Annotated in this window: 23 protein-coding genes; 19 read left to right on the top strand and 4 right to left on the bottom strand. The window is 68.9% G+C overall.

The genetic code is table 11. The features are described from left to right. Window positions 1–97: 97 nt before the first annotated feature. From ACXJ3V_RS19200 to ACXJ3V_RS19175, 6 genes are all read left to right on the top strand, one after another. Window positions 98–1648: an ABC transporter substrate-binding protein gene (locus ACXJ3V_RS19200; RefSeq protein ID WP_457101952.1), complete on the top strand. Its 1551-nt coding sequence runs from the start codon at window positions 98–100 to the stop codon at window positions 1646–1648. A gap of 83 nt (window positions 1649–1731) precedes the next feature. Beyond that, window positions 1732–2391: a YesL family protein gene (locus tag ACXJ3V_RS19195; RefSeq protein WP_457101951.1), complete on the top strand. Its 660-nt coding sequence runs from the start codon at window positions 1732–1734 to the stop codon at window positions 2389–2391. 5 nt (window positions 2392–2396) lie between these two features. Further along, the gene (locus tag ACXJ3V_RS19190) at window positions 2397–4790 is read left to right on the top strand and encodes a glycoside hydrolase family 2 TIM barrel-domain containing protein (RefSeq protein ID WP_457101950.1); all 2394 of its coding nucleotides are present in this window, start codon (window positions 2397–2399) and stop codon (window positions 4788–4790) included. Further along, window positions 4787–6007 carry an ROK family protein gene (locus ACXJ3V_RS19185; protein ID WP_457101949.1) on the top strand — a complete coding sequence of 407 codons (1221 nt, stop codon included), beginning with the start codon at window positions 4787–4789 and terminating at the stop codon, window positions 6005–6007. The genes ACXJ3V_RS19190 and ACXJ3V_RS19185 overlap by 4 nt, the downstream gene beginning before the upstream one ends. A 27-nt stretch (window positions 6008–6034) precedes the next feature. Beyond that, complete coding sequence (locus ACXJ3V_RS19180; RefSeq protein ID WP_457101948.1) at window positions 6035–8716, top strand: beta-galactosidase; 2682 nt, start codon at window positions 6035–6037, stop codon at window positions 8714–8716. A gap of 5 nt (window positions 8717–8721) precedes the next feature. Next, window positions 8722–10488, top strand: a complete 1767-nt coding sequence (locus ACXJ3V_RS19175; protein WP_457101947.1) for an alpha-galactosidase — start codon at window positions 8722–8724, stop codon at window positions 10486–10488. Between the two features lie 5 nt (window positions 10489–10493). Here ACXJ3V_RS19175 and ACXJ3V_RS19170 read toward each other — a convergent pair whose 3' ends face one another. After that, entirely contained in the window at window positions 10494–11189 is a 696-nt protein-coding gene (locus ACXJ3V_RS19170) for an aquaporin (RefSeq protein WP_457101946.1), read from the bottom strand. Next, window positions 11186–11533: a metalloregulator ArsR/SmtB family transcription factor gene (locus ACXJ3V_RS19165; RefSeq protein WP_457101945.1), complete on the bottom strand. Its 348-nt coding sequence runs from the start codon at window positions 11531–11533 to the stop codon at window positions 11186–11188. The genes ACXJ3V_RS19170 and ACXJ3V_RS19165 overlap by 4 nt, the downstream gene beginning before the upstream one ends. A 47-nt stretch (window positions 11534–11580) precedes the next feature. On the opposite strand from ACXJ3V_RS19165, the gene ACXJ3V_RS19160 reads away from it, so the two are divergent. From ACXJ3V_RS19160 to ACXJ3V_RS19125, 8 genes are all read left to right on the top strand, one after another. After that, window positions 11581–12933 (top strand): NAD(P)-binding domain-containing protein, encoded by a 1353-nt coding sequence (locus ACXJ3V_RS19160; RefSeq protein WP_457101944.1) that lies wholly within the window; start codon window positions 11581–11583, stop codon window positions 12931–12933. Next, window positions 12933–13445 (top strand): N-acetyltransferase family protein, encoded by a 513-nt coding sequence (locus tag ACXJ3V_RS19155; RefSeq protein ID WP_457101943.1) that lies wholly within the window; start codon window positions 12933–12935, stop codon window positions 13443–13445. The genes ACXJ3V_RS19160 and ACXJ3V_RS19155 overlap by 1 nt, the downstream gene beginning before the upstream one ends. A gap of 39 nt (window positions 13446–13484) precedes the next feature. Then, a complete protein-coding gene (locus ACXJ3V_RS19150) occupies window positions 13485–14369 on the top strand; it encodes a metalloregulator ArsR/SmtB family transcription factor (protein ID WP_457101942.1) in 885 nt (294 codons plus the stop codon). Window positions 14370–14424: 55 nt separating this feature from the next. Beyond that, window positions 14425–14841 carry an arsenate reductase ArsC gene (locus tag ACXJ3V_RS19145; RefSeq protein ID WP_457101941.1) on the top strand — a complete coding sequence of 139 codons (417 nt, stop codon included), beginning with the start codon at window positions 14425–14427 and terminating at the stop codon, window positions 14839–14841. Window positions 14842–14931: 90 nt separating this feature from the next. Continuing rightward, window positions 14932–16062 (top strand): peptidoglycan-binding domain-containing protein, encoded by a 1131-nt coding sequence (locus tag ACXJ3V_RS19140; RefSeq protein ID WP_457101940.1) that lies wholly within the window; start codon window positions 14932–14934, stop codon window positions 16060–16062. A 94-nt stretch (window positions 16063–16156) separates the two neighbouring features. Next, complete coding sequence (locus ACXJ3V_RS19135; RefSeq protein ID WP_457101939.1) at window positions 16157–17053, top strand: SDR family oxidoreductase; 897 nt, start codon at window positions 16157–16159, stop codon at window positions 17051–17053. 56 nt (window positions 17054–17109) lie between these two features. Then, window positions 17110–17676 (top strand): Dps family protein, encoded by a 567-nt coding sequence (locus ACXJ3V_RS19130; protein WP_457101938.1) that lies wholly within the window; start codon window positions 17110–17112, stop codon window positions 17674–17676. Further along, entirely contained in the window at window positions 17673–18446 is a 774-nt protein-coding gene (locus ACXJ3V_RS19125; protein ID WP_457101937.1) for an alpha/beta fold hydrolase, read from the top strand. The genes ACXJ3V_RS19130 and ACXJ3V_RS19125 overlap by 4 nt, the downstream gene beginning before the upstream one ends. Window positions 18447–18481: 35 nt before the next feature. Here ACXJ3V_RS19125 and ACXJ3V_RS19120 read toward each other — a convergent pair whose 3' ends face one another. Continuing rightward, on the bottom strand, window positions 18482–18841 hold the full coding sequence (locus ACXJ3V_RS19120) for a DUF7882 family protein (protein ID WP_457101936.1): 360 nt from the start codon (window positions 18839–18841) through the stop codon (window positions 18482–18484). A 170-nt stretch (window positions 18842–19011) separates the two neighbouring features. Here ACXJ3V_RS19120 and ACXJ3V_RS19115 point away from each other — a divergent pair, with 170 nt between their 5' ends. Further along, on the top strand, window positions 19012–19554 hold the full coding sequence (locus ACXJ3V_RS19115) for a MarR family winged helix-turn-helix transcriptional regulator (protein WP_457101935.1): 543 nt from the start codon (window positions 19012–19014) through the stop codon (window positions 19552–19554). Window position 19555: 1 nt separating this feature from the next. Here the strand turns inward: ACXJ3V_RS19115 and ACXJ3V_RS19110 are convergent, their stop codons facing one another. After that, window positions 19556–20023: a heme-binding protein gene (locus ACXJ3V_RS19110; protein WP_457101934.1), complete on the bottom strand. Its 468-nt coding sequence runs from the start codon at window positions 20021–20023 to the stop codon at window positions 19556–19558. 221 nt (window positions 20024–20244) lie between these two features. Here ACXJ3V_RS19110 and ppk2 point away from each other — a divergent pair, with 221 nt between their 5' ends. From ppk2 to ACXJ3V_RS19090, 4 genes are read left to right on the top strand one after another with little or no spacing between them, the layout of a single operon-like run. Then, window positions 20245–21045, top strand: coding sequence for a polyphosphate kinase 2 (ppk2, locus tag ACXJ3V_RS19105; protein ID WP_457101988.1), 801 nt, complete (start codon window positions 20245–20247; stop codon window positions 21043–21045). Further along, window positions 21042–22061 (top strand): diacylglycerol/lipid kinase family protein, encoded by a 1020-nt coding sequence (locus tag ACXJ3V_RS19100; RefSeq protein WP_457101933.1) that lies wholly within the window; start codon window positions 21042–21044, stop codon window positions 22059–22061. Before ppk2 ends, ACXJ3V_RS19100 begins: the two co-directional genes overlap by 4 nt. Further along, window positions 22058–22759, top strand: coding sequence for a phosphatase PAP2 family protein (locus tag ACXJ3V_RS19095; RefSeq protein WP_457101932.1), 702 nt, complete (start codon window positions 22058–22060; stop codon window positions 22757–22759). The genes ACXJ3V_RS19100 and ACXJ3V_RS19095 overlap by 4 nt, the downstream gene beginning before the upstream one ends. Window positions 22760–22817: 58 nt before the next feature. Continuing rightward, window positions 22818–23624 carry a DUF1206 domain-containing protein gene (locus ACXJ3V_RS19090; protein WP_457101931.1) on the top strand — a complete coding sequence of 269 codons (807 nt, stop codon included), beginning with the start codon at window positions 22818–22820 and terminating at the stop codon, window positions 23622–23624. The last annotated feature ends 91 nt before the right edge of the window (window positions 23625–23715 follow it).

The raw sequence follows: 23715 nt of genomic DNA, 5'->3' as shown, positions 1-23715 counted from the left end.
CGCGGCAGACCACCGAAGATCGGTCGCGCACCAATACGCCTCCTGTAGAGGCGGCACCACTGCAACCACCAGTACTGAGAGCCAAAGGAGCCTCACAATGGCAAGGAAATTCATCAGGGCAGGAGCGGCGGTCCTCGCGCTCGGCCTGGGCGCCACCGCACTCGCGGGGTGCGCCGGATCATCGTCGGAGGAGTCGGCGAACGGCGACCCGACCGAGATCACGATGCTCGTGCTCGGCGACAAGCCCACCAACGGCCGCCTCGAGGCGATGCTCGACAAGCTGAACGAGAAGCTCGTCAAGCAGGCGAACGCGAAGCTCGACCTGTTCTACGTCGAGTGGGCCGACTGGCAGACCCAGTACAACCTGCAGCTGCTGTCGGGCGACGACAACGTCGACCTCATCACCACGGCCACGGACTGGCTGTTCGCGTGGGAGAACGCCGAGAAGGGCGCCTTCCTCCCGCTGTCGGAGGACATGCTCAAGGAGCACGCCCCGAAGACGTGGGCACAGGTCGACGCCGATGGGCACTGGGACCTGACGAAGCTGGACGACGGACAGATCTACTTCATTCCGGAGGACAACTTCACCCAGTACACGAACCACGGCTTCTTCTACCGCGGTGACTGGGCGACGGCGGCGGGCTTCGAGAACGGCGAGATCACGAAGTTCGAGGACTTCACGAAGTACTTCCAGTGGGTCAAGGACAACAAGCCCGAGGCGTACCCGTGGGACGTCGCGGGTGACGCCTACGCCGACATCACCGGCTACATCCAGGGTCACAGCGACTTCCAGACGATCCAGCAGGTCAGCGCCGGAAACTACTACCCGTTCCAGACGACCGAGGCCGACCCGAACACGGTGACCTCGTGGTTCATGGAGGGCGACCAGCTGCTCGAGGCCGCCGAAAACGCGAAGAAGTGGAACGACATCGGCGTGTGGCGTGAGGACGCCGCGAACTACGACGGTGACACGCGCGAGGAGCTGTACGCCGGCTTGTCCGGCGTCGACCAGCACCACACGCAGACGTTCATCGGGCAGATCTACGACAACCTGTCGAAGAAGCAGCCGGGCTCCGACCCGAAGTTCTTCTACTGGGGCCAGGAGAACGGGAACGTCTTCAAGGACATCCTGACTCACGGCGCCATGGGTGTGAGCGCCTACTCCGCACACCCGGAGAAGGCACTCGAGGTCTACGACCTGCTCCGCAACGATGAAGAGGACTACCGCCTCATCAACTACGGCATCGAGGGCACCGACTACATCGTCACGGACGACGGCAAGCTCGGCTACCCCGAGGGCTACGACTCGTCGACCGACTCGCTCGGCTCCAACTTCTGGGCCGGACGCATGGACGAGTTCGAGCTGGACAAGGTCACCGACGCGCCCAACAAGCAGGAGATCTACGACGCACTCGACGCGGTCGCCGAGGACTACCCGTACTCGACCCTCCTCATCAACAAGGACGCGATCGACCCGACGCTGGCGGCCATGAGCAGCGTGCTCACGCAGTACGTCCCCCAGCTGGCCTTCGGCAAGTTCGACGACCCGGCTGCGGCCATCGCCGAGATGCGCCAGGCGCTGAAGGATGCCGGCTACGAGGACGCTCGCGCGTCGATCCAGGCCGACATGGACGCGTGGGCCAAGTAGCGGGTGCTGAGCTGACCCATTGAGACGGTCGGGCGGGTCCGCACCACGCGGGCCCGCCCGACCCATCTGGACAGGACATACGAATGAGCGGCTTCTTCGCCCCGGACTCCGCGGCAATGCGGTTCCTGACGCGGATCGCTGATCTGATGATCCTCAATGTGGTGTTCATCGCGACGTCGATCCCGATCGTGACGATCGGCGCCGCGCTGACCGGCCTGAACTTCACCGCGATGCGCCTCGCACGTGGCCAGTCCGACTCCACGACGGGCGACTATTTCCGCTCCTTCCGGCGCAACTTCCGCCAGGCGACGCTGATCTGGCTGCTGGTGCTAGTCATGGCTGCGGTGCTCGGCGCCTGGTACCTGGTGGTCGCGACCTACGTGACCGAGCCGGTCATCCAGTTCATCGTGTTCGCGGTCTGGTACCTGGTGGCGTTCGTCCTCGCACTCAACGTGCTGTGGGTCTTCCCCTACCTCGCCAACTTCGAGGGCACCATCCGCGAGGTGCTCCGCAACGCGCGGCTGATCTCAGGCAAGCACGTGCTCACGTCGCTGTCCGCCTTCGCGATCATCGCGCTCGCCGTGATCGTCTCCATCTTCTACAGCCAGGTGACGGCCTACGGACTGCTGTGGCTCGTGATCGGCTTCTCCGGGATCGCCTTCCTCACCGGCATCCTGTTCTCCCGCGTCTTCGACAAGTACGCCCCCCAACCGACACCCGACGCCCCATCCGACGAGGAATAGCGCACATGCAGACCATGCCGATCAGCCGGTGGGTGTTCACCCATTCCGACGAGCGGGGTTTCTCGGCAAAGGGCTTCGACGACACGTCGTGGCGCCCCGTCACCGTGCCCCACGACTGGAGCGTCGAGCAGGACTTCTCGGCGTCCCACTCGAGCGGCACCGGGTACCTGCCCGGGGGCGTCGGCTGGTATCGCGCCCACATCGCGCTGTCCGAACTCGGCCTGCAGCACGGGCAGCACGTGCGCGTCGTCTTCCACGGCGTGTACAAGAACTCCGATGTCTGGGTGAACGGCTATCACATGGGCGGGCGGCCCTCCGGGTACGCGCAGTTCTCCTTCGACCTCACCGAGATCCTCTCCTATGCGCCCGACGACGATCTGGTCGTGAGCGTCCGGGTGGAGCACACCGACATCTCGGACTCGCGCTGGTACAACGGGTCGGGCATCACCCGGCGCGTGGAGCTCGTGGTGGACGAGCCGGTCAGGGTGCGCGAGCACGGGACCGCCTTCACGACGGTGTCGACGGATGCCGCGGCCGCGACGGTGCGGATCGTCCAGGGCGTCGTCAACGACACGGCGACGGCGGCGACGGTGCGCGTGCGCCAGGAGCTCCGATCGCTCACGTCGGGTCGTGTCCACGAATTCGGCACCGAGATCGACGTTCCGGCGGGCGGTTCCGCCGAGGCCGCGATCACCGCCTCCTTGCCGGAGCCGGAGCTCTGGTCCGACACCGACCCTCGTCTGCACCGCCTGACGACGACCCTCGAATGGCTGAGCGATGGCGCCCTGCGCCGCGGGGTCTCCGAAGAGATCGTCGGAGTGCGCACGTTCCGCTTCGACCCCGACCACGGCTTCTTCATCAACGGCGAGGCGCGCGTCCTCAAGGGCGTGTGCCTGCACGAGGACGCCGGCCCGTTCGGCACCGCCGTGCCGGCGAGCGTCTGGCTCCGGCGACTGCTCAAGCTCAAGGAGATGGGCTGCAACGCGGTGCGGATGGCGCACAACCCGCACGCCCCCGAGCTGTATGCGCTGTGCGACGTGCTCGGGTTCTACGTCATCGACGAGGCGTTCGACGAGTGGGAGAACCCGAAGAACAAGTGGTGGCAGGGGCACAACGTGTACCCGCCTCGGCACGAGGGATATGCGCAGGACTTCCCCGCCTGGCACGAGCGCGACCTCGGCGCCATGGTCGACGCCGGCCGCAACCGTCCGTCGATCATCGCGTGGAGCATCGGCAACGAGATCGACTACCCCAACGACCCGTACGCCCACCCGCTCTTCAAAGAGGTCGTCGGCAACAACGATGCGGGCAAGCCCGCGGCCGAGCGCCTCTACGACCCGAACCGGCCGGACATCCGGCGTCTGACGACGATCGCGAAGCGGCTGGCGGACATCGTCCGTGCGAAGGATCCGACCCGCCCGGTGACCCTGGCGGCGGCGCTGCCGGAGCTGTCCAGCCAGACCGGTTTCCTGGATCAGCTCGACCTCGTCGGCTACAACTACAAGGAGCACCTGTACGAGGCCGACCACCGGCGGTTCCCCGACAAGCCGCTCATCGGCAGCGAGAACTCGCACCGCTACGGCGACTGGCTGCAGGTGGAGCGCAACGACTACATCGCCGGGCAGTTCCTGTGGACCGGGATCGACTACGTGGGCGAGGCGCGGGGCTGGCCGACCCATGGCTCCGGGGCAGGACTGCTGACGCTCGCGGGCTTCGAGAAGGACGCCTGGCACCTTCGCCGCAGCTGGTGGTCGAACGAGCCGGTCGCGCACGTCGTCACCCGCCCGCACCGTGACACCGACGCCGAGGACACCTTCCGCAGCCACGCGGTCGCCCGCAGCTGGGACGAGAACGATGGGCAGCCGCTCGAGGTGCTCTGCTTCGGGAACGGTGACGAGCTGCGACTGAGGTACGGGGACGAGGAGCTCCCGCTGGTGCATCAGGAACGCCACGGGTACTGGGCCGCGGTGACGACCACCCGCGCCGAGGCGCTGGTGCTGGAGACGCTCCGGGCGGGCGAGGTGGTCGCCCGCGACGTGCTCCGGCCGAGAAGCCGGGCGGTGCGGATCGACGCAGCCGCGTGGATCGCACCCGGAGGCGTCGTCGATCGGTGCGTCGGTGCCGGTCTCGCCGACGACCGGGTCCTGCAGATCGAGTGCACCCTGCGCGACGAGCGCGGCGACGTCGCCTGCGGCGAGCGGGTCGTGACGGCTGTCGTGGACGGCGGTGCGCTCCTCGGGCTGGAGAATGGGGATCTGAGTGACAACACCCCGTACACCGCGAACCGCCGCCGCACGCTCGACGGCCGCCTGATCGTGTTCGTGCAGCCCGGGGCGTCGGCGATCCTGACGCTGAGCTCGCCCGGCCTGCCCGACGTACGAATGGAGTGGTCAACATGAGGCGGACGTCGCGCGACATCCGCAGCGACTCCCGGCTCGACGTGCTCCACGGGGTGCTGTCCGCCGGCGAGACGACGCGGAATGAGCTCGCGCAGTCGACCGGGCTGAGCCCGGCCACCGTGGTCACCGTCGTCGGCGAGCTGCTGGCCGAAGGCATCATCGAGGAGCGGAAGGTGACGGCCGGACGGATCGGCCGACCAACCGCAACGCTGGCGATGAATAAGGCGCGCGGCCTCGTCGTGGGGGTAGACGTCGCCGAGACCTACGTCCGCGCCGTGATGTTCGACACCGCGCTGAACGAGATCAGCTCTGCGGAGAGTGCGCGGGATGAGCACGTGCTGGATCCGGACGCCGTCGTCGAGGCCATCGGCGGCACCGTCGACCGCCTGCTCGACGACGCCGGCGTCTCGCGCGCGGAGGTGCTCGGTGTCGGTGTCTCGCTTCCCGGGCTGATCCAGGGGCCGCTCGGCGTCTCGGTCGTGGTGCCGTACTGGAAGTGGCAGACCGTCGAACTGGAGCATCTGCGCGCACGCGTCGGACTGCCGCTCGTGATCGAGAATCCGCTCAAATCGATCGCGATCGCGGAGCTCTGGCTCGGCAGCGGCCGGAACTACTCGAGCCTTGCGACCATCAACCTCGGCACGGGTGTCGGCGCCGGGATCGTGCTGGAAGGCCGGATCCTGCGCGGCGCGACCAACACGGCGGGGGAGTGGGGTCACACCCTGCTGGTCCTCGACGGCCGGCGCTGCCGGTGCGGTCGGGACGGCTGCGTCGAGGCGTACATCGGCGCCCTCGGCATCCAGCAGACCCTGCGCGAGATCGCGCCAGGGCATCCGCTTGCGGACATGGACATGCAGAACGACTTCATCCTTGCGCTCGCCGCGGTTGCCGACGGGTCGGAGCCCGACCCGGCGGTCACGGAGACGATCGAGCGCACGGCGTACTATCTGGGATCGGCCCTCGCCGATCTCGTCGCCGTGGTCAACCCCGAGGTCGTGACGCTCACCGGCTGGACAACCTGGGCGCTCGGTGAGCACCTTCTCCCCGCGACGCGTCAGCACCTCCTCGAGCAGTCACCTGGTGGATCGCTCGGCGCGGAGCTCGAAGTCTCCACCGTCCGGGGCAACTCGGTGGCGACCGGCGTGGCGACCGTCGTCCTGGAGCGGTTCCTGGTCGACGCCGGGCTGCTGACCTCGACGATCCCCGTCGCCCTGTAGCGGGCCGAACCACGAAGGACGAAGAACATGGCAGTAACAGGGGTGCGCGACATCCGGACCGGCATCGACGACGCAGCGCCGCGCGCCGAGGTCACCTCGGTGGTGCGAGTGACCCCGGCGGGCCTCTCACTGCACGGGCGGGATGAGGTACTCCTGTGCGCCTCCCTGTTCCCCTTCCGCATCCCGCGCGAAGAGTGGAAGCAGCGTCTGGATGCGGTGCGCGATTCGGGCTACCAGGTCATCGACGTCTACCTGCCGTGGAACTTCCACGAGCTCTCGCCGGGCGAGTGGGACTTCACCGGCCGCCGGGACGTCGGCGTGTTCCTCGACCTCGCGCACGAGGCCGGGCTCGCCGTCATCGCCCGGCCGGGTCCGTACATCTGCTCGGAGTGGGACGGTGGCGCGCTTCCCGCCTGGCTGACCCTCGAAGACGGCCTCCGGATCCGTGACGCCGACCCGCAGTTCCTGGCCCATGTCGAGGAGTGGTTCGCGCGGGCGCTGCCGATCATCGCGCAGCGCCAGGCGGACGTCGGCGGCGCGGTCATCGCCGTCCAGCTCGAGAACGAACTCGACTTCTTCGACACCGCGGACCGGCACGGCTACCTCACTGCCCTCCGGGATCTCGCGCTCGCCGCCGGGATCACCGTCCCGCTCATCGCCTGCGCGGGGCAGGGCGACATGACCGGCGCGACGGGCGGCGTCGACGGCGTCGTGCCCACCTTCAACTTCTACCCCGACGACGACTGGGCCGAGATCGAGCCGCTGGTGCGCCGCTACACCGACCTGCTCGCCGACCGTGGACTGCCGCTGCTGGTCACCGAGACCAACCGCGTGCACCGCACCCTGCGCCGCCTGCTGGTGAGCGGCGCCCGCGTGATCGCGCCCTACCTGCAGGCCTCCGGCTACAACTTCGGGTACACGCCGTCGGTCGGCAACTGGGGCGACCCGGGCGGTTTCATGTCGCACGACTACGACTTCCACGGCTACCTCTCGCCCACCGGCGAGGCGCGCGCGGAGTATGCCGAGGCCCGGGTGCTCGCCGCGGTCGTGCGCACCCTCGGTGCGGCACTGGCGCGTGCGACGGCCGAGGCCGCACCGGGCGCCTACCGCACCGCTGCGCCGACGTCATCGTCACCCTCCCGCCTCGTGCTCGATGACGGGGCAACGCTCCTCGGCATCCCGAATCTGGGCGATGCGATGACGGATGCCGTGCTCCTGGCGCACCGCGGACTGCCCGAGGTGACGATCCCGCTGCCGCCGAAGTCCTGCACGCTGGTCACGCGGGACCTTTCGCTCGAGCGTTTCGGCCTGCCGGGCACGCTCGCCCTGGCCACTGCCGACCTCGTGGGAGCGGAGGCGGCGGGCATCGTACTGGCCACGCGCGTGCCGAGCGCCGTGGCGTTCGCCCTCCCCGAAGCGCTGGGGCACGCGGCCACGAGCCTCGGTCACCTCGTCTCCACCGATTCCGGGGTGGTGCTCGCAGAACTGCCCGCGCCGCAGCCGGGCTCGCCGATTCGCGCCGTGCTGGCGCTCGGGCCGACCGAGTGGCCGGTGACGGTGTGGCACACCGACGACCTCCCCACCGCCGACGGTTCGCCGCCCCGGGTGCCGGCGGCCCAGCGCGTTCAGCCGAGCGTGCTCACGGCGGCCAGCCGACTCGCGCTTCCCACTCGCTGCGGGACGATCGCGAGCCACGCGCTTCCTCCGGCGTCGGAGTCGCTCGGCGTGCACCGCGGCCGCGTGCACTACGCCGCCGATGTGTCCGCCACGGACGCGCTCGTCATCGTCGGAGCGAGCGACATCGTCGATCTCGCGCTCGACGGCCGTGCGCTCCCGACGATCGCCCGGTTCGGCGCCACCGAGCTCGTCCCGACCGGCGGTGCGACCCGTCTCGACGCGACAGTCGAGACGTGGGGCCACGCGAACTTCGACGACGCCCGGCTGCCTGCGCTCCGCCTCGGATCGCTCCGCGGCATCGGTCGCGTATGGGGCGTGGTGGGTCAGCGGGACGTCACCGGTATGTGGACGATCGACGGTCCCGGAACCTGGGCCGGCGCCCCCGCCCCGCTGCCGGTCCTCGGCGGCTGGAGCAGCACCCGCGTGGGCGCGACGGTCACCTACCGTCGACAGCTCGACGTCGACGGCATCCATCACCACGCCGTGCGCTTCGGAATCGTCCCCGGCACGATCAGCGTCGACATCGGCGGTCGCACGCAGATCGTGTCGGCTGAAGATCCGTGGCTGCACCTCGCACCCGGCGAGGGCCAGGACATCGCGGTCACCCTCGCGCACCAGCCGGGCGGTCTCGCGGGGGCTACCCTCTTCCGCCTGGCGGAGGTACGCGGATGGGATGTCGAACCGCAGCCCGACAGCGCACTGCTGACTCTCGCCGGGGCCGCCGCGTCGGGTACGGAGACCGCCCTCCCGCTGCGGCTTGCGCCCGGCGAAGAGGCGTGGCTCGACATCCCCGTTCCCGCAGGCCCCCTGTCCCTGCGCTTCGAGGGTTCGCACATGCGTGTGAGCGTCTTCGCCGCCGGGGAGCTGCTCGGGCGGGTGTGGCTCAGCGATGGTGCGCGGCCTCGGTTCACCGGCGGCGACGCGGGTCGCGTCCTCCTGCCGGCTTCGTGGAACAGCGGCAGCGTCCGGGTGCTCGTGCACGCCACCGCAGGAGGCGCGGCGCCCGAGCTGAGCGCGGTGCTCGCCGGCTGACTGCGATGGCCGTCGACACAGCCGAGGTGTGGGCGCCCGGCGCGCGCGCCGTCATCTCCCTCGCAGCACTTACTGGTCCGGAGGGCCTGGACGGTCGCGTCGCCCTGGCGGTCGGCGCGACCGCGGAACTCGTCGAAGCGGCCGCCGAACTCGACGCCGACGGCCTGCTGCGGCTCAGGCTGGCCACGGCCGAAGCGGGCACGATCCGGCTGGTCGCGCGCTTCGCAGTCGTCGACCCGGTGGCGCTGTGGCATCCAGGCAGCGGCGAGGGACGCGGCACGCTCCCGCCGTCGTGGGTGCAGGCGCGGACGACCCGCGCGCTCGCCGACATCCCGATCGGATGCCTCGTCGGCCGCCAGGACACCGCCCTCGTCGGCTTCGGGGTCGCAGGCGGCGGCCGGCCGGTGCAGGTCCGCGCCGGCATGATCGAGGAGTCCGGGGAGTTCCTGCTCGAACTGCACATCGCGCAGTCCCGTCAAGCCGAGATCGTCCTCGACCTGCGCGGCGCGGACTTCGCGGACTCGGTGCGGAGCGTGGCCAGGGCCATCGGGCTGCGCCGGGAGCCGGCATCCGTCCGCGACGAACAGCCCGTGCTGTGCACGTGGTACTCGTTCCACCAGGATCTGGTCGTGGACGAGCTGCTGGCGGACGCGCGCATCGCGGGGGAGCTCGGGATCGGCACGGTCATCATCGACGACGGCTGGCAGACGGCGGATGCCGCGCGCGGCTACGGGTCGTGCGGCGACTGGGCGGTCGAGCGGGGCAAGATCCCCGACCCGCGCGGCCTCGTGCGTGAACTCGACGGGCTGGGGCTGCGGACGCTGTGGTGGATCGGAACCCCGTTCATCGGGTATCGGTCGCAGACGTTCCAGGACGGGCTGATCCCGCTGGCCTACGAGGAGGCGGGCCTCGATGCCGCCGTGCTCGACCCCCGCTCGCCGGCCGCCAGGCGCGTGGTCGTCGAGCGGCTGCAGGCTCTGCTCGCCGACACCGGAGCGCACGGGTTCAAGCTCGACTTCCTCGAGCGGTTCGCGCAGGACGGTGGGCCCCCGCCGGATGACGCCGACAGGGACTCGATCGAGGACGGTGGTCTGCTGCTGCTCGATGAGATCGGTGCGCTCGGCGTCGCGGAGCCGCTCATGATCGAGTTCCGCGAGCCGTACATCACGGGTCCCGCGCTCTCGCGCGGCACGATGTTCCGCATCGCGGACTGCCCGCTCAGCCCGCTGCAGAACCGCCGCGGCATCGTCGATCTCCGCCTGCTCGGGACAGAGATGGCCGTCCACGGCGATCCGATCATGTGGACGCCCGCCGACACACCGGAGCGCGTCGCCCAGCAGCTCATCGCGTCGCTGTTCGGGGTGCCGCAGCTCTCGGTGCGCCTCGCCGAACTGTCGGCCCCGCACCGGGAGACCGTGGCGCACTGGCTCGGGTTCTGGCAACGGCACTCCGACCTCCTGCTGCACGCGCCGCTGCAGGTCGCCGGGGTGGAGCGCGACTACGCCATTGTCGAGGCCTCGGCCGGCGGGATCGCCCTGACCGTGCGCTACGGCGACGGCCTCGTTGTCCTCCCCTCGGGTGGCGGCGACGAGTGGCACGTCGTGAACGGCGGCGAAGCCGGAGTCGTTGTGATCGGACTCGACGGGTGGCCGGACTCCCACTACGAGATCCGCGACGCGCGGGGTCGCATCGTCGCCGAGGGGAGCCGCGCCTTCGGCACGGTTGAACTCCTGGCGGTGCCCGCCGGCGGGCGCTTCAGCGCCTGGCGCTGAGACTTCTACCCTTTCGCGTGTGCGACTGACGCCGACGCGGGGGCCGGAAAGAGGCCTCGAACGAGCGCCCAGCCGAGCGCGGCGCCGATGAGCTGAGCGGCGATGAACGGCAGGACGGATGCCGGGGCGATGCCCGCGAACGTGTCTGAGAACGCGCGGCCGATCGTGATCGCGGGGTTGGCGAAGCTCGTCGACGACGTGAAGAAGTAGGCGGCGCCGATGTAGGCGCCGACCGCAGGAGCGGCGAGGTGGCCGCGCCCGGTGCGGACGAGCGCGAAGATCACGAGCACGAGCCCGGCCGTGGCGACGACCTCGGCGAGCAGGTGCGGCCAGGTGGCGCGGTCGGTCGTGCTCCAGGAGATGGCGGGCTCGGCGAACATGAGGTTGGCGAGGATCGCCCCGCCGATGCATCCGAAGATCTGCGCCGGAAGATACGCGGCCGTGATCGCCCACCCCTTGCGATGCAGGACTGCGTCGACGAGCGAGACGACGGGGTTGAAGTGCGCGCCCGACACGGTCTGGAAGACGAGGATCAGCACGCCGAGGCCGAGCGCGGTCGCGAACGCGTTCTCAAACAGCTGCAGTCCGGTATCGGTGGGGGAGAGACTCTGAGCTGCGATGCCCGAGCCGATCACGACCGCAGTGAGAAGCGCGCTGCCCAGGAATTCGCCGGCGACAGCGCGGATCGCGCCAGGGTTCACGACGCGACGAGCAGCCGGGAGATGCGGTCCAGCGCCCCGGGGATGAGCCGGTAGTAGGCCCAGGTGCCGCGCTTGCTGCGCTCCAGGAACCCCGCCGCGGTCAGCACCTTGAGGTGATGCGAGACCGTCGGCTGACTGAGCCCGATGGGTTCGATCAGGTCGCAGACGCACGCTTCGGCCCCCTCGGAGGCGGCGACGATCGACAGCAGCCGCAATCGTGCCGGGTCTGCCAGTGCCTTCATGGTCGTCGCGAGCTGCTCTGCCTCGTCGGCCGTGAGCGGCTCGCGCACCAAGGGGGTGCAGCACCTGGTGGCGGAGATGTCCGTCAGCTCCAGCATCGTCATGCATCGATGCTAATCGATATTGACAGGCATCGATAGATGGTTGCAGGATGGATATCGATGTTCATCGATATCTGCTGGAGGATGCCGTGACCCTGCTCGATCTGACGCCTCGTGTCGTGGAGAACGACCGGCTCGCCACCCTGCCCGTCGTCATCATCGGCGCCGGTCCGATCGGGCTCGCCGCTGCCGCGAACCTCGTCGAGCGGGGCATCGATTTCGTGGTGTTCGAGGCCGGCGACTCTGTCGCGGCGAGCGTTCTTGAGTGGGGGCACACCCGGCTGTTCTCGCCCTGGAAGCACCTCGTCGATCCCGCATCTCGGCGCCTGCTCGAAGCTCAGGGCTGGGACCTGCCCGACCCGGAGCGCGCCCCCACCGGCGCGGAGCTGGTCGAGAAGTACGTCGCTCCGCTCGCGGCTCTCGAGTCGATCGCACCCCGGGTGCGAACCGGGGCGGAGGCGGTCGGCGTCACCCGCGAGGGGATGGACCGCACCCGCTCCCGCGGCCGCTTCGCCACTCCGTTCGCGGTGCGGGTCCGCACGTCCGACGGGACTGTGGAGGATGTCGTGGCACGCGCCGTCATCGACGCGTCGGGCACCTACCGCTCGCCGAACCCGCTGTCCTCGAGCGGTCTCGACCTGCTCGGCATGGCCGAGATCGCCGACAGTGTCACTGCGGCGCTGCCGGACGTGCTCGGAAGCGACCGCGCCCGGTTCGCCGGCCGGCACGCCACGGTGGTCGGCGCCGGGCATTCCGCCGCGAACACGCTGCTCGGCCTCGTGCAGCTCGCCCGCGAAGAGCCGGGAACTGCCGTGACGTGGCTGATCCGCAACCAGAACGCGGTCCGCGTCTCGTCGTCCGCCGATGACGAACTTGCCGATCGCGCCGCACTCGGCGGTCGCGTCGACCGGGCCGTCGCCGCCGGTGCGATCGAGGTCGTCGACGGGTTCGAGATCATCCGCGCGCAGCGCTCCCGCGACGCTGTAGAACTCGTCGGGCATCGACGCGGCGAGGTCGCCACCCACACCACGGACATCGTCGTGAACGCGACCGGGTTCCGCCCCGACCTCGACATCCTGCGCGAGATCCGGCTCGAGCTCGACGACATCGTCGAGGCTCCGAAACGCCTGGCGCCCCTCATCGACCCGAACGTGCACTCCTGCGGCACCGTCGAGCCGCACGGCTTCCGCGAGCTCACCCATCCCGAGAAGGGCTTCTTCATCGTCGGCATGAAGTCGTACGGGCGGGCTCCGACCTTCCTCCTCGCCACGGGCTACGAGCAGGTGCGCTCGGTGACCGCGTGGCTGGCGGGCGACACCGCGGCAGCCGCGAACGTCGAACTGGTGCTGCCCGCGACCGGGGTGTGCTCGACCGATGCCGGCAGCGCGGGCGGCTGCTGCTGATGACAGAGATCAGAGCGATGGATGCCGCGGACTGGCCCGCCGTCGAGCAGATCTTCGCCACGGGCATCGCCGAAGGCGAAGCCACGTTCGAGATCGAGACGCCGACGTGGGAGACCTTCGACGCGGGCAAGCTGCCCGCACCGCGGCTGGTCGCCGTCGATGCCGGCGGTGGGGTGCAGGGCTGGGTCGCGGCATCCGCCGTCTCGTCTCGAGCGGTGTATCGGGGCGTCGTCGAGCACTCGGTCTATGTGGGAACGCACGCGCGAGGGCACGGCGTCGGGCACGCACTGCTGGACGCCTTCGTGACGGCTGCGGATGCCGCGGGGATCTGGATGATCCAATCGAGCGTCTTCCCCGAGAACGTCGCGAGCCTGCGCCTGCACCAACGTGCGGGCTTCCACATCGTCGGGCGACGCGAGCGGATCGCTCGATCGAGGCTCGGTCCGCACGCCGGGCAGTGGCGCGACACCGTCCTGATCGAGCGGCGCAGCACGGTCAACGGCCTCGACTGATCAGGGCTGTCGCGGCGGCAGGCGCATAGACTGCGGTCTATGGATGCTGGTTCCGGCTCTCGCGAACTGACCGTCCTCGGCGACCCCACCCGGGCGCGGATCGTGAAGCTGATCCGCGACTCGGACGACGGTCGTGCTCTCGTGGGCCGCCTCGCGGAGGTGCTCGGGCTGCGGCAGCCCACCGTGAGTCACCACATGAAGGCGCTCGCCGCCGAGGGGATCGTCATCCGGCAGCCGGAGGGTCGCCGCGTCTGGTATTCGCTCGACCCGCGCCAGTCAGTCCGCGTGGACGCCCTGATCGGCGACGATACGACTCCGGATGCCGAACCCGATCTCACCCGGATCGTCGACGACCTCGCCGAGCGCTATCGCGGCACCTTCGGCCGTGAGACGGTCGACCGCTACGTCACCGAGAGCCACGAGTTGCTGAGCGCGAACAGCTCGGCGCCGCTGCTCGCGTCCCGCACGGCCGCGTTCGCGACCACCAGACTCGACGCGCTGGCGCGGTCCCAGGCGACTCGATCGAGCACCCCCGAGGTGCTCTTCGTGTGTGTGCAGAACGCCGGTCGTTCGCAGCTCGCGGCGGGCATCCTCCGGCAGCTCGCAGGAGACCGGGTGCTGGTGCGGACCGCCGGCTCCGCGCCGGCGGACGCGGTGCGCGCGAGCGTCGTCACCGCGCTCGACGAGATCGGCGTGCCGCTCGGCGGGGAGTTCCCGAAGCCGCTCACCGACGAAGCGGTCCGCGCCGCCGACGTCGTCGTGACGATGGGCTGCGGCGACGCCTGTCCCATCTACCCGGGCCGTCGCTACCTGGACTGGGAGCTCGACGACCCGGTCGGCAAGCCTCTCGCGGCGGTGCGGGACATTCGAGACGACATCGAAGCGCGCGTGCGCGCGCTCCTCGCCGAGCTGCTCCCTGCTTGAGCTGACTCGATAGATAGATATTGGTCTATGCTTTTAGTGAGGAAAGCGAGATGCCATGACCGACAAGCCCACTGTGCTGTTCGTGTGCGTGCACAACGCCGGCCGCTCCCAGATGGCCGCCGGGTACCTCACCGCCCTCGCGGGCGGCGACATCGAGGTGCTCTCGGCCGGCTCCGCGCCGAAAGACCAGATCAATCCGGTAGCGATCGAGGCAATGGCAGAAGACGGCATCGACATCGCCGGGAACACTCCGAAGATCCTCACGGTCGAGGCGGTGCAGGAGTCGGATGTCGTGATCACGATGGGCTGCGGCGATGCCTGCCCGTTCTTCCCCGGCAAGCGCTACGAGGACTGGGTGCTGGATGACCCGGCCGGGCAGGGCATCGAGGCGGTGCGGCCGATCCGCGACGAGATCCGCCGTCGCGTCGAAGCGCTCGTCGATGACCTGCTGCACCAGCGTCGCTCTGCCTGACCGGTCGCGCGACACCCCCGCCTTCGGCGGTTGGCTGCACGACGATGCCATGATGGGGCAGAACTTTCCGCGCTGACATCGGAGGCACTCGTGAGGACCGAATCGTCGAGGATGCCGGGGCTCAGGGCAGCCGCCATCGTGCTGGTGACGCTCGCCGCCGTCGGGCTGGCCGGCTGCTCCGACAGCAGCGGCGTGGACCGGGCCAAGGCCCAGGTCACCGCGAAGGAGAAGGCCTTGACACAGGCGGAGGCCGACTTCACGGCGGCGTCGGGCGCCTTCTGCGACGCGAGCAAGGACTACATCGTCGCGCTCGACGGCTACGGCGATGTCATCACCGCCACCGCACCCACCGTCGGTGACGTCACGGCGGCCGGCGCGGACCTCGCGAAGCCTGGCAAAGGTGCATTCGACAGCGCCGAAGCCGCGGTCGACGCCCAGCAGGCGCTGACCGTCGCCCAGCAGGAGCTCGTCGACGCCCAGGCGGCGCTGGCGCGCGCGGAGGCCGGCCCTTCCGGCTCGCCCTCCGTCGTCGCCACCGAGGTGCCGAGCGCCACGCCCTTGGCTCCTGCCGCCACCGTCGACCGGGTCGAGCAGGCCGAGGCGGACTTCGATGCGGCGCAGGGCGCGATCACCGACGAGACACCGCTGGCCGAGGCATCCGAGCACTTCAACAGCGCCGCTGTAGCGCTCGAGATGGCATGGCTGCGGCTGTTCGCCGATGCCGGCTGCGTCCCCGACGAGCAGAAGCAGCAGGCCGAGGCGGCGGTGCGCGCGTACACGACGGCGCTGCAGACCGACCTCGCCACCGCGGGCCGCTACACCGACCCGGTCGACGGTGTGTACGGACCCGCCACGGTCGCGGCCGTGGAGGGCCTGCAGGAGGCGAATGGGCTGCCGGTCACCGGCACGGTCGACAAGGCGACCGCCGCCGCGCTGCAGGGAGAGCTTCTGGCACTGGGTGGCGCCGCCACCCAGGAAGCTCTCGCAACGACGGCCGCGGTGCAGCAGACCCTCAAGCTGGTCGGGTTCTGGGACGGACCGGTGGACGGCACCTGGACCCCGGAGCTGACCGAGGCGCTCATGGCCTTCCAGACCGAGCTGGGCGTCGAGCCCACCGGGGTCGTTGACGCCGCGACCATCGCCGCGTTCGAGAAGGCGATCGCCGACCTGACGGCACCCGCATCGCCGAGCCCGGAGCCGTCGGCCTCCGCAACGCCGTAGCGCGCGCGAACGGGCCAGTGTGCCGGTATTGCGCAATCCGCGGGTGAAATCAACCCCCGTGAGCAACCCGGTGCCCTGACCTACCGTGAGTCGGGTGACACGAGACCAGTACACCCTGACCGATCCGACCGCGCTGTACCGCGACATCCAGCCGGAGAAGCAGCACCAGCCCGAGCCGGGGCTGGACGCGAAGCTGCACCCGAGACCGGACCTCGGCGAAGACACCTACCGCGGCACCGGCCGGCTGACCGGACGCAAGGCCCTCATCACCGGAGCCGACTCGGGGATCGGCGCAGCCGTCGCGATCGCCTTCGCCCGCGAGGGCGCAGCCGTCGCGATGTCGTACCTCCCCAGCGAAGAACCGGATGCCCAGCGCATTGCCGGAATCATCCGCGACGCCGGCGTCACGGTCGCCCAGCTCCCCGGTGACCTGCGCGACGCCGAGTACTGCCGGGCACTCGTCGACCGGACCGTCGAGGAGCTCGGCGGGATCGACATCCTCGTCAACAACGGCGGGAAGCAGATCTTCAACGAAGACCTCACCACCCTGGACGACGAGCAGTTCGACGACACCTTCAAGACGAACGTGTACGCCATGTTCTGGATCACCAAGGCCGCGCTCCCGCATCTGAAGCCGGGGTCCTCGATCATCAACACCACCTCGATCCAGGCGTACAAGCCGTCCGACATCCTCATCGACTACGCCTCGACGAAGGCGACGATCAACGCCTTCACGAAGGCGCTTGCGCAGCAGGTCGCGCCGAAGGGCATCCGTGTGAACGCGGTCGCGCCCGGACCGGTGTGGACCGTGCTGCAGGTGACCGACGGGCAGCCGCAGGACAAGATCGCGCACTTCGGCGAGAACACCCCGCTCGGTCGGATGGGCCAGCCCGCCGAACTCGCCCCCGCCTACGTCTTCCTCGCGTCCGCCGAATCCAGCTACGTCGTCGGCGAGACGTTGAACGTCAACGGCGGCATCCCGTCGCCCTGACCTCCAGCGACAGCCCCGACCAGACCCATCCCCAACGAGAAGCAGAGGACCACATCATGGCGACAGCAGAGAAGACGAAGAGCCCGGGTTCGACGACGGCCAAGCGGACGGCGCCTGGCGGGACCGGCGCCAAGACCACGAGACGTCAGAACGCCGAGAAGGGATTCGTCGCGACGAAGGCGCTCGGCGACAACCTGCAGGCGGTCCTGGTCGACCTGCTCGAGCTGTCGGGGCAAGGCAAGCAGGCGCACTGGAACGTGGTGGGCCGCAACTTCCGCGACACGCACCGCATTCTCGACGAGATCATCGAGGCGGCCCGCGAGTTCAGCGACACGGTGGCGGAGCGGATGCGCGCGCTGCACGCCGTGCCCGACGGGCGCAGCGACACGGTCGCCGCCACGACGACCCTGCCCGAGTACCCGCAGGGCGAGATCGACACCGCCGAGACGGTCGACCTCATCACGGTGCGGCTCGAAGCCACCATCGGCACCGTGCGCGAGGTCCACGACGACGTCGACGAGGAAGACCCGACGAGCGCCGACATCCTGCATGCCATCCTCGAGAAGCTCGAGCAGTACGCCTGGATGGTGAGTGCGGAGAATCGCACGCCCGTGAGCAGGTGAACGCGCGGGAAGAGCTGATCGAAGTCGGCGACCTCACGTTCCGGGTGCGATCCACCCGATCCTCGGGGCCCGCCGCGGAGCCGATCGTGCTGGTCCACGGCGTCGGAGTGTCGCACCGCTACCTCGACCGCCTGCAGGCCGAACTCGCGACGACGAATGACGTCTTCTCTATCGACCTCCCTGGCTTCGGCGGACTGCCGAAGCCAGGGAGGTCGCCCTCCGTGCCGGAGATGGCCCGTGCGCTCGGCGTCGCGCTGGGCCGGATCGAGGTCGGCCGGGCGATGCTGATCGGCCACTCGATGGGAGCCCAGTGGGTCGTCGAGCTCGCCGCCCAGCGCCCGGAGCTCGCAGCTCTCGTCGTTGCCATCGGCCCCGTCTGCGACAGCCGGCATCGCACGGTCGCGGCCCAATCGGTCGCCCTCGCCGTCGACAGTCTCGCGGAGCCGATCTCCGGCAACGCCATCGTCTTCACCGACTACCTGCGGTGCGGTCCCCGCTGGTATCTGGCACAGGTCCGGCAGATGCTCGAGTACCGGACGGAGCGCCACGTCGCCGCTCTCACGATGCCTCTGCTGATCATCAGGGGAGGAAACGACACGATCGCCGGGATGGAGTGGTGTCGGATGCTGCGGGACCGCGCCCGCACCGCGTTGCTGGTGACCGTGCCCGGCCATCGCCATCTCGTCCAGTACTCGGCGCCGCGCACCGTTGCGTCGGCGATTCGAGACTTCGCGGCCAGCCACCTCGGGACGGCCGCCGTCCGGAACTGACCGTCGCCTCGGTGGTCAGCCCCGGCGGCGCAGCGTCAGGCGGCGACCAGTTGGCGGTGCGTTCCCGCGTGCGCGGCGACCGCGCTGTCGTCGCTGCAGGGGTTCTCCCACTCGAGGATGATGCCGTTGACGGAGTTGGCCGCATTGGCGAGAGCGTGGAGGTACTCGGGGTCGAGCGCCTCCGGTTCGGATGCCTCGAAGACGAACCGCAGCGGAATCGCCGGCTGCATCCAGAGCGAAGTACGTCCTTCTTCGCTCCCATTGGCATGCCGCCACGTCACTGTGAAGCTCTCGCCGCGGCGCAGTTTCGTCGTCGCGACGAGCTTCAGGTGCGCGAGCACCCGATCAGGCATTTCGGCAGGCTGTGACTCGAATCCGTAATACAGGAGTCCCACGGTTCCATTCCCCTCTTGCTCGCTCCGATGAGAGAACACCCGAATGATCCCTTATTCGGTATCATTCACGGAAAGTATGTATCACACCAAGTGAGATATCAAGTAGCAAAGTTGACGAGTTTTCGGTTAGAGTGTGAGCGGAACTTGATCCTGTCCCAAGGAGGTAGCGGATGCCCAGGACCGTGGTGCGCCATGAAAGTGAGCATCTCTACGCGGACGAACCCCGCACGCCGGAAGGCCAGCGACTGAGTCGCGCCATCCTGCACTTCCGCAACGCCGAGCGAATGCAGGCCGAACGCGCACAGCGACTCTCCGGGCTTTCGAGTCTGGATCTGGCTGCCATCCGGTATCTGGTGCAGGGCACGCGCGACCAGCGGGATCTCAGCCCCAAGGACCTGATCGTGATGCTGGACACGTCGAGCGCGACCGTCACGAACGTCGTCGAGCGACTCGTCGCGCGCGGCTACCTGACCCGCGTGCAGCATCCCACCGATCGCCGCGCGCACTATCTCGTGCCCACGGAGGAGGCGGTGCGCCGAGTCGACGAAGCCTACGAAGCGCACCACTCCGCGCTCATCGACGTGATCGAAACCCTATCGCGGGAGCAGGCGGAGACCGCCGCCGATGTCATCACGCACCTCGCGGACTCCCTCGACCGCCTCGCGGCGAAAGACACCGCGTCGGAAGCGGCTCTGGAGCGCCGAGGGCGCTGACTCAGCGCGACAGGTAGCGGCGCAGTGTCTCGGCGGCGGCGTCGTGATCGACGACGTCCGGTTCGCCCGACATCGTGATCGACCCGGCCACGACGCCGGCCACGAAGATCGGGATCGACCCCCCGTGAGCGCGCATCGACCCGTGGTCGACATCGTCGCGCGACTCGAACGGGGTGCCCGTCGCCTCGTGTCGCCGACGCACGAGCAGCGACGGCTCGCCGAAGTGCTCGGCAACGAGTGCCTTGCCGCGTAGCCACGGATCGTTGCCCGGGCCGGTGGTGCCGAGTTTCGCGACGAAGACGACGTCGCCCGACACGATGATCCGCACCGCGAGGTTGAGCCCGCGCTCGCGCATCACCGCGACGGCAGTCAGGCCGAGCGCGACGGCGGCGTCGTTGTTCCATTCGGCCACCTCGGCGCGCGGCATCCGCTCGAGATCTTCCAGGGTGAACACGGGCAGGTCTGTCATGGCTCGAAGCCTACGCCCGGGGCGTTCGCTGATCTCGAGCGGCATCGCCCCGGTGACCTGTTTGTCAAGCCCATCCGGCGATCTCCAGCCCCGCCATAGTGTGAGCACGGCGACTACCCGAGCGCCGAGAATCGATTGGGGTATGACATGGGGACACACTCAGCACGATCGCGGACGATCTGATGTCGAGGAAGGCGTCTTTGAAGTCCTCCGTCGATCGCATGTCCAAGAAGGTCTACGAGGCGGAGCTGGAGCGGCTGCAGATCGAGCTCGTCGAGATGCAGCACTGGGTCGAATCCACCGGCACCCGCGTGCTGGTCATCTTCGAAGGACGGGATGCCGCAGGCAAGGGTGGCGTGATCAAGAGGATCATGCAGTACCTGAATCCCCGGCACGCCCGGGTGGTTGCCCTCGACAAGCCGTCCGAGAAGGAGAAGGGGCAGTGGTACTACCAGCGGTACATCGAACGCCTCCCCACGAAGGGCGAGATCGTGCTGATGGACCGATCCTGGTACAACCGGGCGGGCGTCGAGCGGGTCATGGGCTACGTGGACGAGGACGACTACCAGCGCTTCCTGCAGCAGACGCCGACCCTCGAGCGCATGCTCATCGACGAGGGCATCATCCTGATCAAGTACTGGTTCTCGGTCTCGGATGAGGAGCAGCAGTACCGGTTCGCGGCGCGGCTGAACGATCCGATCAAGCGGTGGAAGCTGTCGCCGACCGACCTCGAGTCGATCCTGCGGTGGGAGGACTACTCGAAGGCGAAGGACGCGATGTTCGCCGTCACCGACACCAACGGATCGCCGTGGTGGACGGTGGAGAGCGACGACAAGCGCGCCGCGCGCCTCAACACGATCACTCACCTGCTGAGCAGCATCCCGTACAAGCATCTCGACCATGAGGACGTCTCAATCCCCGATCGCCCCAAGGCGAGCGACAAGGACCGACCGCCGCTCGAGGACTTCCGCTTCGTCCCCGACATCGCCGGCGAACTCGACGCGAAGAAGGGCAAGTCATGAGCGGCGAGACGACCACCAAACAGGCGTCGACCAAGACCCGGGTGGCCGCGGTCGTCTACAACCCCATCAAGGTGGACCTGGATGCCCTCAAGGCCACGGTCGCGAAAGAACAGGGCGCCGCCGGCTGGGGCGAATCACTCTGGTTCGCGACGACCGAAGAAGACCCCGGGCAGGGGGCGACCGAGAAGGCGCTCGCCGAGGACGTCGCGATGATCCTCGTGGCCGGCGGCGACGGCACGGTGCGTGCGGTGGCCGAGGCAGTGCGTGACCATGATGTCGTACTGGCCCTCGTCCCGTCCGGCACAGGCAACCTGCTCGCCCGCAACCTCGAACTGAAACTCGAGGACCCCGAGGAATCGGTCCGCTCGGCGTTCACCGGCAAGGACCGGAAGATCGATCTGGGCGTGGTGGAGGTCCGTCGCGCCGATAAGAAGACCGACACGCACGCGTACGTGGTGATGGCCGGGTTCGGCCTGGACGCGAACATGCTCGCCCGAACCGATGAAGAACTCAAGGACAAGATCGGGTGGCTCGCGTACATCAAGGCACTCAGCCTTGCGCTGCGGGACACCGACCTGCTGCATCTCCGCTACAACCTCGACGGCGGCGGCAATCGAGCGGCCAAAGCCCACACAGTCATCGTCGGCAACTGCGGCACGCTCCAGGGCAATATCGAGCTGCTTCCGGACGCGACCCTTGACGACGGTCGGCTCGACATCGCACTCATGCGACCCGAGACGCTCTTCACCTGGGCGCAGACCCTCGTGAAGATCTTCTGGGAGAACGGCGTGCTCCGAAAGACCCGGGTGGGGCGGAGCATGCGCACGAAGGACGTGAATGCGCTCGCGTACCTGCAGGGCGAGAAGTTCACGATCACGCTGAGCCGCCCCGAGAAGCTCGAGCTCGACGGCGACGAGTTCGGCGAGACCGTCGCCATCCGCACGTGGATCGAGCCGAAGGGGCTCACGATCCGGGTGCCGGCGGAAGACGCGAGTGACACCGAGGAAGCATCATGACCGACACCCAACCCGTCGCACCACGTCCGTCCGCAGATCTTCGACCGTCGGCCGAACCGGATCCGCGTCGCCAGATCGCGCTCATCGTCGGGCTCTCGGCCACTGTCGCGTTCGTCATCCTTCGCGTCGTGGTCGCCCTCGGTGGCCACGACCCGCTGCCGATCGACGTGTGGTGGCACGCCCTCATGGTCGCCACGCTCACCGACGTGGGAGTGCTGATCGCTTGGATCCCCTCGATCGTCGGCGGCACCATCGGCGGGTTCGTGCTCGGGATCGTGGTGGTGATCGTCTTCCTGGCTTTCAAGCGAAAGTGGGATGCCGCGACCTTCGCGCTCGCCGTCATCGTCGTCGTCGCGATCGGCGCGCCGATGTCTTACATCGTCGGTCGGGTGCGCCCTGCCGACTCGCTCGCTGAGAGCATCGCGACCTCATTCCCCTCGGGGCATACCGCAGTGGCCACCACTATGGCGATCATTCTGGGCCTCCTGCTCCGGCGCTGGTACGTCTGGGTGGGCGGTGTGGTGTGGGTCGTGTGGATGATGTGGGCCCGTGGGTATCTGCACGCGCACTGGCTCAGCGACATCGTCGCGGGGCTGCTGGAGGGAATCGCCGTCGCCTGCCTGGTGTGGTGCGCCGTCGAAGCCTTCCGTGACCGGCGAGCGGTGCGGGCACGACACGAACCGGCGACGCAAGCATGAACCCCGCGGCGAAATCAAGCCCCTGCCCGGTATATCAGCGTCTGGATACGGTTCGATCATGACCACCACTCCCAAGGAAGCCGCGGCCGCGGCGCAGCGATCGCCTGTCTTCGAAACGATCGCGCGCATCGGCTACATCGTTCTCGGCATCGTCCACATCGTCCTCGGATGGGTCGCGATTTCGATCGCGACCGGTGGCGGCGGAAGTGACGCCGACCAGGGYGGCGCCATGGAGCGGATCCGGCAGGCGCCCCTCGGCGTACTGCTGCTGTGGATCATCGTGATCGGCCTGCTGGCGCTGGCGATCTGGCAGATCGCCGAGGCCTTCCTCGAGCGCGAGCCCGACACGAAGAAGAAGTGGGGCCTGCGGATCAAGTACGTCGGCACCGCGGTCATCTACATCGCGATCGCGTGGACGGCGCTCATCTACGCCCTGGGCGGCGAGTCGGACTCCTCCAACTCGACCGAGTCGTTCACGGCCGGCCTGCTCGCGTCGGGTGGAGGGATCTTCCTGCTCGTCCTCGTCGGTCTCCTCGTCCTGGGAATCGGCGTCGCGTTCATCATCCGCGGTGTCACCCGTGCGTTCGAGAAGCGCCTCAACCTGCCGGCCGACGTGACGCGGCCGGGCATCGTCACCTTCGGCGTGGTCGGCTATATCGCCAAGGGGATCGCGATCGCGGTCACCGGCGTGCTCTTCGTCGTCGCCGCCTTCACGCACGACCCGGAAGCCGCCGGGGGGCTGGACGACGCACTCCACGCGCTGGCAGCGCTGCCCTTCGGCCCCGTCATCCTCTGGATCGTCGGTGCGGGGCTCATCATCTACGGCATCTTCTGCTTCGCCCGCGCGCGCTACGCCAAGATGTGAGCGCCTGACGAAACATCAAGAGGGCGGTCGCCTCAGGGCGACCGCCCTCTTGCACGTCTCGATCAGCGTTCGTCAGGACTCGCGTCCACGG

The organism is Microbacterium sp. P5_E9, from assembly GCF_054049175.1.
This window is presented reverse-complemented; position numbering and strand designations above follow the sequence as displayed.